We start from the raw sequence: 14,050 nt of genomic DNA on the forward strand, positions 1-14,050 counted from the left end.
CTAAGAATGAGGCACTTCTTTCGCGACAAGCTTGGCGAACTCGCTCCCGAACTGTTTGCACGCTTCCGCGTCTTCCGCATTGGGAGACAATTCGATTTTTAACCCCGGCAGAACGATATCCGCTCCCGCCTCCTTCAATTTGCCGATCAGCAAGTCGACCGCCGCGCCGTATTCCGGATAACAGGAATCGCACGAGCCGAACGCCGCCGCCCTGCGTCCCGTCAGCTTGATGTCGTCCATTTCTTCATAGAAATCGAGGAATTCGTCGGGCAGTTCCCCGTCTCCCCATGTATAAGCGCCGAGTACGATGCCGTCGTATCGTTCCAGCTCGGAGGCATTCGCATCCATTACGGACTTGACGACCACCTCGGCCCCTTGCGAGCGTAGACCCGATACGATCGCGTCCGCCATTTCCTCCGTATTGCCCGTTAGGCTCGCGTATATCAGAACGATGTCCGCCAATGCCGTCGTCCCCTTCCCGACTCTTTCGTCGCGTCCGCCTAAATCGGCGGCTGAATGTCGTTTTCCTATCCTCGACTTTATAGTAGTTGATAATGATTATCATTGTCAATATTATCGAAGAAAATTTATGTATTCTTATAAATAAGCCCGAACCGTTAGCTTGCGGGAGATTGTGGAGACCATGGGAGCGTGGAAAGTAGACGACGATAACCGACTTTGTAGAACATCGAACGCGGAAATGACGATTTGCGGGGGACGTTAGTCGATTCTTTAGAACATCGGACGCGGAAATGGCGATTTGTGGGGGGCGTTAGTCGATTCTTTAGAACATCGGATGCAGAAATGGCGATTTGCGGGGGACGTTAGTCGATTCTTTAGAACATCGCGGCTACGGCTGGATCACCGAAAAGGAGAAGCTTTGCGGAGACGATACAGATCTCGATAAGGTGAAACTTAACGTTCAAAAACCCCGCGAAGCCGCACGGCAATCGCGAGGTTTCCGAACACCGCACGCATAAGGCCGACCAGATCCGTACGGGACCGGATCAGATCAGAGCGATCGCAAGCAGAGTGAACAGCGACAGGGCCAGAATATCGCCGCCGAACCCGGGACCGTAACCGAAGCCGGGACCGAACCATCCCGAGATCCGCACGCCGCCGGAAGTTCTTAAATAGACGTTATTCCTGTCCACGTTCACGATCACGCCATCATAGCATTCCCCGCAACGTGTATGCACTCTGACTCTGCAGTTCATATGCCTCCTGCATACATCGTACATTTCCTCCATACTCGAAGCCTCCTGGTTGAATGTTCCTTGCTTCTATAACGTATGAATGACATTCGGCCGAAGACTGGACAAAACGCGGAATGTGCGCAATCCCATGCGGACGTGTCTTGCGGGTTCGTATGTTACAATAGCTGGACAGGAGCAGAGAAAAAAAGGAGGGGACGCGCATGGAAAAAAAACCGGATGAGCCCGTAACGGAAGACTGGGAATGGGAGGAGACCGAGGAGGATTCCGCGGAAGAGCAATTGGCCGCGGCCGCTCGGCGCAGGAGGATCCGAAACATCGTCGCCTCCCTGCTCGCGATCGCGCTGATCGGCAACGTGCTGGCGTTCTGGCCGCAGATTTACAACAGCACGACGCTGCCCTTCCTTTTTAAATCGAAAGAGCTGTCCGCGCGCGAGAACGTCCAAAGCTATAAAGAAGCCGTCGTGCTCGTCAGCACGGATAAAGGCAAAGGCACCGGCTTCCATGTGAACGGCGGATATATCGTCACCAATTATCACGTGATCGAAGGAGGCGCGTATTCCGCGGTTAAATTCCCGGGAAATGATCGAGCGTACGAGGCCAGCATCGCCGGGGCGGACCCGGATCTCGACATTGCGCTGCTGAAGGTGGAGGAGAGCGGCCAGTCGCTGCCTTCCATCCCCGTAGAACGCGAATGGAAGCCGGGCGAGCACGTCTACGTAATCGGCAATCCGCTCTATTTCACGCAGATCGTAAATGAAGGCCATGTTCTGGAGCTCGTGCCGATCCGCGGTCGGGACAAACCGGCGCTGGCGATCGACGCTCCGGTGTTCAAAGGCAACAGCGGAAGTCCCGTTATCAACGAGGAGGGACGAGCGATCGCCGTCGTCTTCGCCACGACGGAGATTGAACGGGAGGAAGGCCCGGCTCAGGCCGGTCTGGCCGTGCCGTTCGCCGATCTGGAGGAGCTGCTGAAGGCGATCGGTTACTAAAGCCCGGCATCGGGCTTGCACGCGGTTGCCGCTCCGATTCCCCGCTTGGCGGCTATATTGCGGCACCTGGCAGAGACTGCCCGGAAAATACGGATCAAGCGCTCTGGCAAGCAGGAGGGTCGATGAAAAAGAAGAAGCATCTATCTCCTGTAGAATAAAGGAGATAGATGCTTCTTGCTCCCTGCCGTCGATCCTCTTTCGACAGCGCTGCTTCAGCCGCTCAATACCCGAGCGTCTTGCGGGCCGCGGCCCACTTTTTGTTCAGCGCGTCGTAGGCGGCTTGCAGATCTTTGGCGACGATCAGCTCTTGGATGTACTTGCCGCCGTAGAAGTCGATCTCGGCTTTGTTGCCAAGCTCGTTAAATCTCGGATCGCCGGCGACTTCCTCGAGGAAGTTCGGGTTAAACGACTTGAACTCGGCCAGCTGCGGCACTTCCGGCACCGCGTTCTTGTCGACCGGCATGAAGCCGTTGGCGCCGATGTATCCGGATTCCTTCACGAAAAATTCGATGTACTTAAACGCGAGCTCCTTGTTTTTGCTGTTTTTGCTCACGCCGATGAAATAGTCCGGGCCGAGCGGCGCGTTAAGCTGGCCGTTGTTGTCGTACGGAATCGGGAAAAATCCGATATCCTCCGAAGCCGCGCCCGCGCCGATCACCTGCGGAATCGCCCAGTTGCCGAGGAAATACATCGCCGCTTTTCCGGACGCTATCTCTCCTTTGGACATTTCCCAGTTGTTCGTCGCCAGGTCTTTTTCCACCCAGCCCTCTTGTACGAATTTACGGGCAATGTTCATCAGCTGCCCCCAAGGCCCGTCTACCGTAAACAATTCGTCCTTCGTCACGAATTGATCGAAGTAGAGCATATCCCCGGCCACGAACTTGACCGATCCCTCCGACCAGTTGCCGAGCGGCCATTGCGCCCCGTAATTCATATACAGCGGAATGATGCCGGCGTCTTCGAGCTTCTGAGCCGCCTCGTAGAGCGCGTCGAGCGTCGTCGGCACTTGATCGATGCCCGCTTGCGCGAACGCCTTTTTGTTATAGATGATACCCTGCGTGTTGACGCCCGTCGCAAGCCCGTACCGGCTGCCTTCGTGCGCCTTCAAGTCCGCGAAATACATATCCTCGGTCAGCTCGTCCGGCAGCGGCTCGTAATAGTTGGCCAGCTCGCTGTTCGGCAGCGAGGCGTCCAGCATGTTGACGTCCCCGGCTTCGCCCGTCGTCAGGCGCACCTTGATATCCTGGGCGTAATTCGTCATCGCTTCGTACTCGATTTCCGCCTTCGGATACTTTTCCTTGAATTTCTCCGTATAGCGATCGAGCGTTCCGTCGTTCAGCAGATCGGTGCGATGGGTCAAAACCTTGAGTTTCCCGCCAAGCTCCTCCGCCTGGCTCGGGCTTGCGGCTTCGCTTGGACTCGGGCTTGGATTGGCGCTTGGACTCGCGCTCGGGGAATTCGACGCTCCCGAGCCTTCGTTTCCGCCGCCGCACGCGGCAAGGAGTCCGGCTGCCAGAACGAAGGTCAATCCCGTCGAAATCGCTTTTTTCATCCTCATTTGTCGTTCTACCCCCAATTTTGAAATGATTTGAGGCGGCTCGGCAATGGCGCGGATCATGTTGGCACCGCTTACATTACCTAATTATAAGCACTTTAAAAGGGATGAAAATGCACTCTATTTGTTTTTATTGTCGCTCTTTATGCTAACAAATCCCTAAAATAAGGTGACAAACGAGTCCGACAATCGTTCCAGCGCCTCCATGCAAGCCCGGGCGTTGTGGTACGGGCATTTCCACGGACCGGCCTTCATGCGTCCCCGCACCGGTTCGCCCGTCCGCGTCACCTCCCAGTGCCATTCGCCGTGCTCGTCGTCCCGGACAAAATCGCGAATGAACGCCCAGCTCGCGCCTGCCGCGTCTAGATACTTCCGTTCGCCCGACAGCCGATAGGCGTTCAGGAAACCGACCATCGCTTCGGCCTGGGTCCACCAGATCTTGGAGTCGTCGAGGCGGCCGTCTTCCCCCAGCTCGTTGAACATGCCTCCGTCTTCGTCCATGCCTTGCTCCAGCGCCGCCCGCGCCATTTCGAGCGCTTCCCTGCCGACCCGCTCCGTCCGCCGCGAATCGCCGAGCACGTCCGCGGCTTCGCACAGCAGCCAGCTTCCTTCGATGTCGTGCCCATAGGAGACGTCTCCCGTCTTCGACACCCACTCATCGTCGAAAAAGAGCCGGAAATGGTGTGTGTCCGCGTCCACGATTTTGTCCAGATGAACGTCGATCAGCTCGGCCAGCCTGGCGCACAGCCCCTCTGCCTTCCATACCCGGTACAGGTTCGTGTACGCCTCCAGCATGTGCAGATGCGTGTTCATCGACTTGCGCTCGTTCAAATCGTTGCTGCCCAGAGACAGGTCGTCCGTCTCCGTCCAATCCCGCGCCAGCGCTTCGACATAGCCAAGGCGCACGGGATCGTAGGCGTGCTTCTCCAACAACCGGTACAGCTTCTCGGCCCAGGCGAGCGCCTTCGCCGCGCCGGTCGCACGGTAGTATTCGGCCAGCGCGTAAATCGCGAAAGCCTGCCCGTACACCTGCTTCTTGTCACGTGTGGGTGCGCCGTTCACGTCGATCATCCAAAACAGGCCTCCATGCAGCGGATCGTCGAACCTCTCCAACGCCTCGTAGGCCCTGTCCGCCATCTCCAAATAGACCGGCTCCCCGTACAGACGGTAAGCCGCCGCGAACGTCCACAGAATGCGCGCGTTCAGGACCAGTCCTTTGTCCGCGTCGGGAACGCCCGTCGCATCGGCGCGAATTTCGCCGACGAAGCCGCCATGCTTGTCGTCCCGGGCATGGCGAATCCAGAACTCGAGGATGCCGCTCTTCAGCTCCCGCTCCAGCTCCGACCGCCACCGTTCGCGTTTCTCGTCCGACCTTTCCTTGCGGGCCGAATCGTCCGCATAGTATTTTCGCACGATCGCTTCCGCAGGCTTGCCGTACACACAGTAGTCGTCGTTGCGGGAGGCGTCCGCCGCGTCGTACAGCTTGGCCGGCCAGTCCCACAGCATAAAGCCCCGCACCCACGGACGACGGCGGCACGCGGAGAGCATCGCTTCGTAATACCGCGCCTGCTCTTCTCCGGAAGGAGCGCCCGGCAGCGCCCAGTCGTTCGGCTTCAAGCCGGAGCCGGTCCGGCTCGGACACCCCGCCTCCATGAAGAAAAACGGCTTGCCGTGCTTGCGCACGACCGCCTCGATCCGATCGAGCTGCGCTTCCCATTCCCCGATCGGATAATAACCGCTGGAGGAAATGACGTCGACCGCGTCCCACCATGTCAGCCGATCCTCCTGATATTTGTCGCAGTTGTATGTGACGATTCCACCGTACGCGGCACGAACGTCCGCGATCAGCTTCCGCCACTGCGCTTCCCTTGCGTCCGCCTGCACCATCTCGCAGCCGACGCACAGCATCTCGCAGCCTTCCTCCTCGGCGAGATTCGCATAATGCCCGATAAAGGCGCCGTACGACGCGAACCAATCGGCCCAGCCCGGCTCTCCCGGCACCTCGTCGGCGAAAAAGCCGATATGCGCGCGCCACGTCCCGTCCGCGCAGTTGACGACCGGCTTCAGGCAAACTTTAAGCCCCATCCCCTTGGCTCTGCGAATGGCTGCGCGCACCTCGTCGTCCGTGACGGTAGGCGCGTCGCGAAATCGGATGTCCGTCGATTGAGCCGTATTTTGCAACGCCCCGAACGCGAGCGCAACCCAGTTCACCCCGACCTCTCTCATCCGTGCCATCGAGCCTTCGGCTTCCGGTCCCGTCCACGTTCCGCGCACCCCCGTCCAGCCCCAGGTCATTCCGTTGATCGTCTCGTTCCAGGCAGACATCGTTTCTCGTCTCCTCTCCCTATCCGGCGCTTCCGGCCAAGCTTCTCCGAAATTCGCCATATGTTCCGTTACTTCGTCTGCAGCACCGGAGCCGCTCCCGTCGACTGACGGAGGACGAAGTCTCCCGACAGCAATATTTTTTCCTGCGGTCCGTCCGGATGGTCGATCCGGCGCAGCAGCGTCTCGACCGCCCGCCGGCCAAGCGCTTCCTTATTCACATGGATCGTGCTTAACGGCGGCGAGGACAGCGCCGCCTCCTCGAGATTGTCGAAGCCCGCCACCGAGCAGTCCTGCGGCACGCGTACACCCGCTTTCATCAGCGCGGTCATGGCGCAGAACGCCAGGGAATCGTTGGCGCAGACGAAAGCGGTCGGCAGCGTTCCAGCCTCCTTCAGCTCCCGCACGATCGCGTCGAGCCGCTCCGTCAATTCGGTACGATTCTCGCCTTTCAGCTCGAGCAGCTCCGAGTGCTGGTTCAGCGGAATGTCCTGCTCCTCGAGCGCCGAGCGGTAACCGAGCCAGCGGTCGAAGAAGCTGCGGGAGAAGCGGATGCTGCCGACAAACTGGAACGTCCGGTGCCCGCTGCCGAGCAAATAATTCGTCAGCCTGCGCTCGCATTCATAGTTGTTCATGAACAGCGAGTCCGACGGGATCAGCGCGTCCTCGTGGTCGACCAGCACAAACGGAATCCCCAGGCTGCGCACCTCGAGCAGCAGCTGGTTGGAGATCAGGCCGACCCCGACCAGACCGAGCACGCCGTCCGGATTGATCAGCTTCGTGAAATTGTCGGTAATCTGTTCGGTGACGATCATCATGCCGAGCCGCCGCTCCTCGAGCGCGTTCGCAATGCCGTCGATGATTCTGCCCCAATACAGCGACTGGCGATTCTGCTCCCGCACGTTCGGGATGAGCACGACGATCGTATGCTTATCGCCGGCGCGTTCCGCTTGATCCGCCGCGGCTTTCAGCGCGACCGTCTTGGCCCGCTTCTGCGAGAAATAGCCGAGCTGAGTTGCCGCGTGGATGATTTTCTCCCGCGTATCCCGGCTGACTCCGGACTTCCCGGACAGCGCCTTGGATACGGCGAATTTCGACACGCCGATATGATCGGCGATTTGCTGCATCGTTACTTTATCGGACATCGGTCTGTTCACTTCGCTTTCGCGCGTTGTTAGGATAACAAATTCTCTTTTGTTATCATAACATACAAACGTTTGTCGGCGATGTCCTTACTTGACCGCCCCGTTCGTCACGCCGGAGAAAATATACCGCTGCAGGAACAGAAACACGAGAACGGTCGGTATAAAGATGAGCAGAATACCCGCCGATATGACGTTTAACTGCGCCGCGTTCGGTCCGACGAAATCGTAAATGGCGGTGGACACGACTTTCAGCTTCCGAGACGGCATGTACAGGAACGGAATATAAAAGTCGTTGTAGATCGAGATTGTCTTCAGGATGATCAACGTCGCCGTCGCCGGGCCTAGAAGCGGAAAAATGATCGTACGGAAAATGTTGAAATAAGACGCGCCCTCGATCATCGCGCTCTCGTCCAAATCCCGCGGGATGCTTTTGATGAACTGCATGTAGATGGTAATCTGCAGCACGTCCGCGCCGATGTACAGCAGAATCGGGGCCCATATCGTATTGTACGCGCCGAGCGCCTGAACGACGCCGAACGTGGCAACCTGCGTCGTGACGAGCGGGATGACCTGGATGAATAAATACAATCCGAATATCGGCTTGCGCAGCGCGAAGTCGAAGCGGCTTAAGCAGTAAGCGACCATCGTTCCGATCAGCACGTTGCCGGCCAGCGAGAACAGCAGCACGACCGCGATATTTTGGAAGCCGAGACCGAGCCGTCCGATCTCGAACACCCGGGCAAAGTTGTCGAAGTTGAACCAGTCGTCCGGAAAAGCCAGGCCGGATTGATAATATTCCACCTGCGTCTTGAACGCGCCGACCACAACCGAATAGATCGGAAACAGCACGATCAGAGAAGCGATCCCCAGCGACAAATATTTCAGCGTTCGGACGAGTGCGGATTCGTTCCGTTCCATAATCAGTCCTCCCCCTTGAACACGAATTTGCGCTGGACGAAGATCACGATCATGACGATGAGCAGCAGCAGCACGGCCATCGCCGACGCTTTGCCGAAGTTCTGATATTTGAACGCCATATCGACCGTCTCGATGACGAACGTGGACGTTCCGTTCGCGCCGAGCATGATGATGTACGGGATGTCGAACGCTTCGAGCGCCCCGGTCAGCGTCAGAATGAGCAGAAGCTCGATGACGCGGCGGATGCTGGGCAGCGTAATAAACCGGAAGCTTTGCCCTCCGGAAGCGCCGTCGATGCTCGCCGCTTCGTACAAGTCCTCCGGAATCGACTGCAGCGCCCCGATGAAAATGACCATGGACAAGCCGAAGTATTTCCACATCGAGATAAACGCGAGCGAAACGTTGACGATGTCCGGATTGCCGAGCCACGCCTGCTGCCACGATCCGAGCCCGATCGCCTCCAGCACGACGTTCAGCGAGCCGTATTCCGCATGGTACAGGTTTTTGAACATGATCGCCGTCGCTACGCTGTGCAGCACGTACGGCAGAAACAGCAGCACGCGAAAGGCGTGCCTCCCCTTCAGCTTGCCGTTGAGCAGCACGGCGAAATACAGCGCGACCGCCGTCTGGATCAGCCCGCCGACGAAATAATAGGCGTTCGTGCGAAAGGCGCGAAACACTTCCGGATTGGAGAAAATGTCCTTGTAGTTCGTCAGGCCGATGAACTTCTGATCGAAACCGACCCCGTCCCAGTCGGTCAGGCTGAAATAAAACAGCGCTGCGGCGGGATACAGCGAGAAAGCCGCCATCAACGCCAGCGGGAGGGTCAGAAACCCGAACAGGATCATGTATTTCTGCGTTTTGTAGCTCAGGTTGAACATAGGCTTATCTGCTCCTTTCGGATGTCGTCCGAGGAAACGCTTTCAGCCTAATTATTATAGTATGGGACGCTCCGCCGTTTAAGGGAATACGTTTGTTTTCCTTGTCTTGTTTTGGGATAATTTTCACCTAACTCTGTCCCGGAACTCCTTGGGCGTGCAGCCCGTCGCTCTTTTGAACGCCTTGTTGAAATAAGCCGGGTCCGTATAGCCGACGCGCTCCCCGACCTCGTACGTCTTGAGCTCCGCCCGTTCGCGGAGCAGCGCCTTCGCCCGTTCCATGCGCACGAAAATGAGGTAGTCCGTAATCGTCTCTCCCGTCTCGGTCCTGAACAATTTGCTCAAATAGCTCGGCGTCAAATACACTTCGTCCGCGATTTTGCACAGCTCGATTTCCTCCGCGTAATGCTTGGCGATGTACGCTTTGACCGTCTCGACGACGCGGCTTTCCTGCCGCTGCTCGCGCAGGCGGCGGAACCTCTCGTGCACCGCGGCGAAAAAAGCCGCCGCACAAGCCTGCCGGTCCGCGTGCCGGCGCGGATCGAACGGCTCCTGGCCGCCGAGCAGGGCCAGAACGCCCTCGCAGCCTTCGCGAAGCTCGTCCCAGGACGGATAAGCCCGCATCCATTCGCCCCACCAGCCGACCAGCGCCTCGTTGAAGCCGTCCCAGTCCGACATCGTCAGCGCCGCGCGGCTGGCGCGGTCGAACAGCACGAACGGGTGCGCGGCCGGCTCCGGAGCTTTCGTCAGATGCAGATGATCCGCGAACGCGTGCCTGCCGGGCTCGAACCAGGCGCGATGCAGCGCCGTTTCGGCTTGCGCGGCGGCTTGGGCCAGCCGGACCGGCCCGCGGAACGGCTCGCTGGCGCCGACGCGGACATGGCGCAGGGCGGACAGCCGCTGCATCAGCGTCTGCCCCCGCTCGCGGATCGTATCGTAATGGTCGTCCGGGCGGATCGGCGCGATAACGGTAAGCGCCCCGTTCATCTCCAGCGCCCGCCATTGCCGACCGAAAACCGCGAGCGCGTCGTTCAGCTCCTTGGGAGGCGCGGGAGGCTCCGTCCTTACGCGGACAACCGCGTAAGCTTCGCGAAACAACGGATGGTCCCGCATCTCCCGCACCGCCTCCTCGCGAAGATGTCCGGGCACCGTCCCTTCGTCGGGAACGAGCAGCAGCCGCAGCCTTTTCTCGAACTCGGCCGAGCTGCGCCTTGCCTGCTCTTCGATCTCCGCATGCTTGCGCGCGAGCATCTCGGCCAGCTCCTGCGGATCGACCGGCTTGAGCAAATAATCCTCCACGCCGTAACGCATCGCCTGCTTGGCGAAGACGAAGTCGTCGAATCCGCTGATAACCGCGTATCTCATCTCCGGGTGCGCGCCCCGCAGCGCGTCGATCAGCTCGAGCCCGTTCATTCCGGGCATTTTGATGTCCGTCATGACAAGCTCCGGCACGATGCCCGCCTCGATTCTCTCCAGCAAGTCCGCCGCTCCCGAGCACACCGCCACCACCTCGTACTGCGCTCCCGCCTGCTCGACCAGCTTGGCCAATCCGCCGCGAATCCGCTCCTCGTCGTCCACCACCGCGATTTTCATGACGTCCTCTCCCTCCCGGATTTTGCTTCCGCGGGAAATCTAACCGTTACGGTCGTCCCCGCTCCCTCCTCCGCCTCCACCTGCAAGCCGAACATCTCTCCGTAGCGCAGCCTCAATCGCTCGTGCACGTTGCGCAGCCCGATTCCCCGAGGGTCCTCTTCCTCGCTGCCCGAGGACGGGCGGCTCCGCTCCGGCTCCTCCAGCTTAAGCTTCAATTGACGGAGCGCCTCTTCGCTCATGCCCGCGCCGTTATCGGAAATGACGAATCGGTGCTCAAGCCCGTTCCGTTCGCAGCGGATGCGAATGTCCATAGTCGGCTTGCCGTCCTCCAGCCCGTGGTTCACCGAATTTTCGACAATCGGCTGGAACAGCAGCTTCATTACCGGCAGCTCGCCGTCGAACGGCCCGGTGGGCAGCGACAGCGAGAACCGGTTGCCGTACCGATAGTTCAGCAGCTGGACGTACAGCTTCAGATGCTCCAGCTCCTTCGAGAGCGGAACCGTCTCCGTGCCCCCGCCGATGCCGTACCGCAGCAGCTTGCCGAGCAGGTGCGTCATATCGCTTACTTCCGTATCGTCGTTCATGACCGCGGTCATGCGGATCGACTCGAGCGTATTGTAAATAAAATGCGGATTGATCTGATTTTGCAGCGCTTTAAGCTCCGCTTCCTTATTTCGCTGGCCGGCCAAGTATACGTCGTCGATCAGCGTGCGGACGCGAAGCAGCATCCGGTTAAACGCGCTCCCGACCAAGCCGGTCTCGTCCGGCCGGCGCACCGGGAACGTCACGTCCAGATTGCCCGACTGCACGACCTTCATCAACCGAACGAGCGTGCGAAGCGGCCTCGTCAAGGCGATGATGAGCACGAGCGAGATGAGCAGCGCCAGCAGCACCGCCGCCAATGTGGTCGCCAGCGTCAGATTGCGGGTTTTCACGGCGCCTGCCATCAGCTCCCGCTCGGGTACGGTAATGATCATTTTCCACCCCGTTTCCTCCGACCGCTTGTAGATCGTCAGCATCGGCCTTCCGTCGACGACGGCGTGAAAGCTGCCCTCGAGTCCCGACGCCCGCTCCAGCAGTTCGCCATGGGGGAACGAGCGGGTCAAATACTTTTTCTCGCTGTCGAAGATGACCCGCCCCCGCTCGTCGACGATCAGCGTCGTCCCGAACGTCGTCTTGTCCAGATCCCGCACGATATTTTCAATGACCGCAATATTCGCATCGACGGCGATCGTGCCGATCGATTCGAAGGAGGTGTCGACGATCTCCCGCACAACCGTGAAGACGTAGCGCGCGTTGCTCGGCCGTCCCGACACCTCCTGCGTGCTGACGAGAATCGGGTAACCGTGCCCCTCCTGCGCCAGCTCCTTCCATTGCGGATACATCCGCTCGAGATCGCCCCGAACGCCGCCCGATTTGAGCGCGAAATAAGCGTGGCCGTACCGGTCGAACAAATAAACGGAATTGGTCCCCTGCTTGATATTGTTCATGAAGTAGATGCTGCTCTCGGCTTCGCGCTGAATTTCCAGTCTCAGCAGCTCCTCCTCCGGCAAAATGCCGTCCGCGGAAGGAGAAGCGGCCGCCTCTTGCCCGTCGTTCCCCTCCGTCTCGGCGCGCAGCGCGTAGAAAACGTTCGAACGCTTCAATCCGATGCGGATATCGTCCAAATACGAAGGGATGATCGAGATTTTCTTCATGTCCAAAATGTAATCGTCCAGCTTGGAGATCATCGCGTCGGACAATTCGGAGACGTAGGTGACCGTGTTCGCTTCGATCGAATCGGCATAACGTTCCGCCGACATATAGCCGATCAGCCCCACCGGAAGCAGCACCAGAAACAAAAAGACGATGAACAGCTTTCGCTCCATCCGTCTGGCCGGCCATTCGATCAGCTTTGCGAGCGCTCTGGCGATCGTCGTCATAGCTTCATTCCTGTTCGCTAATGGTTTTTGTTTCTATCATAGCATAATTTTATGCTAACAATTGATAGATTCCATGCAGCCCTGTTCCGAAGTTGTTCAAAATTTGATCAAATCCATGCCGTAATATAGAAGAATCAGGAATAAAAGAAAGAGTGGATCGACGAATGGGGAGGAACAAACTTCCGTATATACGGCTCTGCGAAATGCAGGGCTGTACGAAAAGGCACTATGCCAAGGGGAAGTGCAAGCTGCATTACTTTCGGAATTGGCGCAAAGGAGAGCCTGCGGAGCGGACGCGGGAGGACTCGGAAACCTCCGCCAAGCGCGGATAAGCCGGTTTTGTCGAACCCCGGCCGTCCGGGAGGCGTAAAATATCGTTGCACGCAAAAACCGGCGGTGCGATCCGCCGGCTTTGCCCTGCTCGCCGATGTATGAGTATCCGCGAATAGGGTATGATAATAATCATGTCGAACAATAGTGATTGTTCGACATTTTTTTGTTTAATAATTCCTTCTCTGTTACTCATTATAAACGACGTAATCTTTCATAACAATACATTTTTCAGCATGTTGTGCATGCTTTCGGCCACAAAATCCGGAGCGGCCTTCTTCATCAATTCTACCGTATGCAAATAGCGCTGAGTCGTATTGATCTGCACATGGCCCAGCGTTTGCTGGACTTGCTGCAGCGACGCCCCGTTCAGAAGCGCCATGGTCGCATTCGTATGGCGAAGCCAATGCGGCGTTACCGGCTTGGCAATCCCGCATTCCCTGCTCGCTTTGTTAACGATCCGCTCTACTTGCCGGGACGTAATCGGAAAAATCCGATTGTGCCGATGGGCGGACTCGGCGCCTCCGTACAGCCCCTTCCGAATGGAAGGATCGTTATGCAGCTTCCACAGCGCCTCCGGCATTTTCACCTGCCGTGTCTTGCCCCCTTTACCGTCCGCGACGGTCAGCCACACGCCGCTTTCCAGCGGGTCCGTCACAAAATCGCTCCATCTCATCTGCACCAGCTCCGAAACCCTCAGTCCCAGTATGACCATATAAAGAACCATCATCCATTCCCGTACGTTTTTGGAGCCCAGGTAAGTCAACAGCTTGGTCAGCTCGCGTTGCGTCAGAAAATGATGCCCGCTTGTAACTCGCACCTTGGGAAGGCGGATGGAGGAGGCGGGATTATGCGAGAACAATCCGATATTCGCGTCGCTTCCCCACCTGTAGAACGAGCGCAGCGGAGCGATCAGACTGGCGATGGTCGAAGCGTTAAGCGATCTGCTCGCGGACGTTCCCCGCAGCAAGGAGATTTTATACCGCTCTAAGTCGTGCCAGGTCGCTTCCCCTAACGGAGTCGTCCCGATGAACGATCGGAAACGGCGAAGCGCCCGGTCATAATTGCGAATCGTATTCGGACGATGGTATCCGGACAGAAAGCTCTGGATCATCTGCTCCTCGTCCAGACCGACCTCCTCGATCACAAGCTTGCGTTCCGCATTCATGTCATGGCCCCTT

At 58.3% G+C, this 14,050-nt stretch carries 11 protein-coding genes and 1 pseudogene; 1 reads left to right on the forward strand and 11 read right to left on the reverse strand.

Annotation, left to right across the window (positions count from 1 at the left end; all coding sequences use genetic code 11):
- Complete coding sequence (locus ACFFT4_RS13945; protein WP_378048560.1) at positions 1-462, reverse strand: flavodoxin; 462 nt, start codon at positions 460-462, stop codon at positions 1-3.
- Between the two features lie 545 nt (positions 463-1,007).
- Positions 1,008-1,250 (reverse strand): hypothetical protein, encoded by a 243-nt coding sequence (locus ACFFT4_RS13950; RefSeq protein WP_378048561.1) that lies wholly within the window; start codon positions 1,248-1,250, stop codon positions 1,008-1,010.
- 167 nt (positions 1,251-1,417) lie between these two features.
- Between ACFFT4_RS13950 and ACFFT4_RS13955 the strand changes: the two genes are divergently transcribed.
- A complete protein-coding gene (locus ACFFT4_RS13955; RefSeq protein ID WP_378048562.1) occupies positions 1,418-2,206 on the forward strand; it encodes a S1 family peptidase in 789 nt (262 codons plus the stop codon).
- Between the two features lie 220 nt (positions 2,207-2,426).
- On the opposite strand, the gene ACFFT4_RS13960 is transcribed toward ACFFT4_RS13955, so the two are convergent.
- The 9 genes and pseudogenes from ACFFT4_RS13960 to ACFFT4_RS14000 form a co-directional block, all read right to left on the reverse strand.
- Positions 2,427-3,764, reverse strand: a complete 1,338-nt coding sequence (locus tag ACFFT4_RS13960; protein WP_378048564.1) for an ABC transporter substrate-binding protein — start codon at positions 3,762-3,764, stop codon at positions 2,427-2,429.
- Positions 3,765-3,920: 156 nt separating this feature from the next.
- Positions 3,921-5,174, reverse strand: a complete 1,254-nt coding sequence (locus tag ACFFT4_RS13965; RefSeq protein ID WP_378048695.1) for an AGE family epimerase/isomerase — start codon at positions 5,172-5,174, stop codon at positions 3,921-3,923.
- Positions 5,157-6,086 (reverse strand): annotated as a pseudogene (locus ACFFT4_RS13970) (glycoside hydrolase family 113); the annotation flags it as partial. The pseudogene ACFFT4_RS13970 and the gene ACFFT4_RS13965, both read right to left, overlap by 18 nt.
- Positions 6,087-6,154: 68 nt before the next feature.
- The gene (locus ACFFT4_RS13975) at positions 6,155-7,228 is read right to left on the reverse strand and encodes a LacI family DNA-binding transcriptional regulator (protein WP_378048566.1); all 1,074 of its coding nucleotides are present in this window, start codon (positions 7,226-7,228) and stop codon (positions 6,155-6,157) included.
- Between the two features lie 87 nt (positions 7,229-7,315).
- Positions 7,316-8,146, reverse strand: coding sequence for a carbohydrate ABC transporter permease (locus ACFFT4_RS13980; protein WP_378048568.1), 831 nt, complete (start codon positions 8,144-8,146; stop codon positions 7,316-7,318).
- A gap of 2 nt (positions 8,147-8,148) precedes the next feature.
- Positions 8,149-9,027 (reverse strand): carbohydrate ABC transporter permease, encoded by an 879-nt coding sequence (locus ACFFT4_RS13985; protein WP_378048570.1) that lies wholly within the window; start codon positions 9,025-9,027, stop codon positions 8,149-8,151.
- A 123-nt stretch (positions 9,028-9,150) separates the two neighbouring features.
- The gene (locus ACFFT4_RS13990) at positions 9,151-10,617 is read right to left on the reverse strand and encodes a response regulator (RefSeq protein WP_378048571.1); all 1,467 of its coding nucleotides are present in this window, start codon (positions 10,615-10,617) and stop codon (positions 9,151-9,153) included.
- Positions 10,614-12,539 (reverse strand): sensor histidine kinase, encoded by a 1,926-nt coding sequence (locus tag ACFFT4_RS13995; protein ID WP_378048573.1) that lies wholly within the window; start codon positions 12,537-12,539, stop codon positions 10,614-10,616. Before ACFFT4_RS13995 ends, ACFFT4_RS13990 begins: the two co-directional genes overlap by 4 nt.
- Before the next feature lie 544 nt (positions 12,540-13,083).
- On the reverse strand, positions 13,084-14,037 hold the full coding sequence (locus tag ACFFT4_RS14000) for a tyrosine-type recombinase/integrase (protein WP_378048575.1): 954 nt from the start codon (positions 14,035-14,037) through the stop codon (positions 13,084-13,086).
- Between the last annotated feature and the right edge of the window lie 13 nt (positions 14,038-14,050).

Source organism: Cohnella cellulosilytica, from assembly GCF_042431195.1.
In the GTDB taxonomy this organism is placed as follows: Bacteria; Bacillota; Bacilli; order Paenibacillales; family Paenibacillaceae; genus Cohnella; species Cohnella cellulosilytica.